Raw genomic sequence first — 1,256 nt, forward strand, 5'->3', positions numbered from 1 at the left:
TAGAGTTCTCGCCACTAGAAACAAGAGTTGTCGTTACTGGATCTGATACAAAACTCCAAACTGCCGAGAGTGGATCCCAGTATAGAAAGATGAGTAGGTTAGAGCATAAATTGCTTAATGCAAGGAAATCAAATAAAAAATACGGGTATTTCGTTGATAATAAAAAGTCTGGTGTATTTCTAAAATCAGCTGGTGAAAAAGTGGATCCCATCTTTAATAAGGGTGAGGTATCAGGTGACGATGATAAATACATCATGGTTTTTGCTCCTGTCAAGAACCGTCAAGACTGCATTCTTGAAGTTGGTAATGATATTAAGATTCCACTAACAAGATAAATAATGGTTCGTTTTAGCTGCCAATGGAAGCTTTTTTGATTAAAAGCAAAGGCGTATAAAGAAATTCCAACCAACAACTCAAGATCTTAAAGAACTAACGGGGCAGCATTCCTGTAATAACTGAAAATGGGGTTTGAACGAAAAAAGACCTCTTGATAAGATGAATGTGTCCTGAGCTGGCCAGCTAAAAAGGACAAAAACATCTATCGGAGGCCTCACAATGAATTATAACCAAAATCATAAAATCACTCAAATTACTTCTGAAACCTTAATTGTCGGAGTTGACATCGCCAAGCACAATCATGTCGCGAGAGCACAAGATTTTAGAGGATTGGAACTGGGTAAAACGTGTTTCTTTGAAAATACGAAAGCAGGATTTCATTCGTTTCTAGATTGGATTAACCAACTTGTTAAAGAGTGTAAGCTAAATCAAGTGATTGTAGGCATGGAGCCAACTGGTCATTACTGGTTAAATCTAGCTCATCTTCTAAAAGAGAATAATATTAAGTTCGTATCTGTCAATCCACTACATGTTAAACGAAGTAAAGAATTAGACGATAATTCACCTACAAAAAATGACGTGAAAGATGCAAAAGTCATCGCACAGTTAGTCAAGGACGGAAGATACGCCGAACCAACAATTCCACAAGGAATTTATGCAGAACTCCGAGTGGCAAAAAAACTTCGCGATCTTCTCAACGTTGACTTACAGGTCGTTCAGGGACAAGTTCATAACTGGCTTGATCGTTACTTTCCCGAATTTTTGACGGTGTTCAAAAGTTGGGAAGGCAAGGCAGCTATTCATTTTCTAAAGCTAGAAGCCTTGCCATATGAACTTGTTAAGTATACGGATGAAGAGCTCTTACTTTCCTTAAGACAAGTGGTAAAACGCAGTATAGGCTTAAAGAAGATACGAGCACT

2 protein-coding genes are annotated in these 1,256 nt (G+C 37.9%); both read left to right on the forward strand.

Annotated features, from left to right (window positions below; all coding sequences use genetic code 11):
* Positions 1-335 (forward strand): hypothetical protein (locus tag AC1DIV_RS29965; RefSeq protein ID WP_477577961.1); only part of this gene is annotated, 335 nt, incomplete at its 5' end.
* Between the two features lie 220 nt (positions 336-555).
* The coding region (locus AC1DIV_RS29970) for an IS110 family transposase (RefSeq protein ID WP_477577962.1) at positions 556-1,256 on the forward strand (701 nt) is incomplete at its 3' end.

Source organism: Peribacillus sp. 05N428 (genome assembly GCF_056397085.1).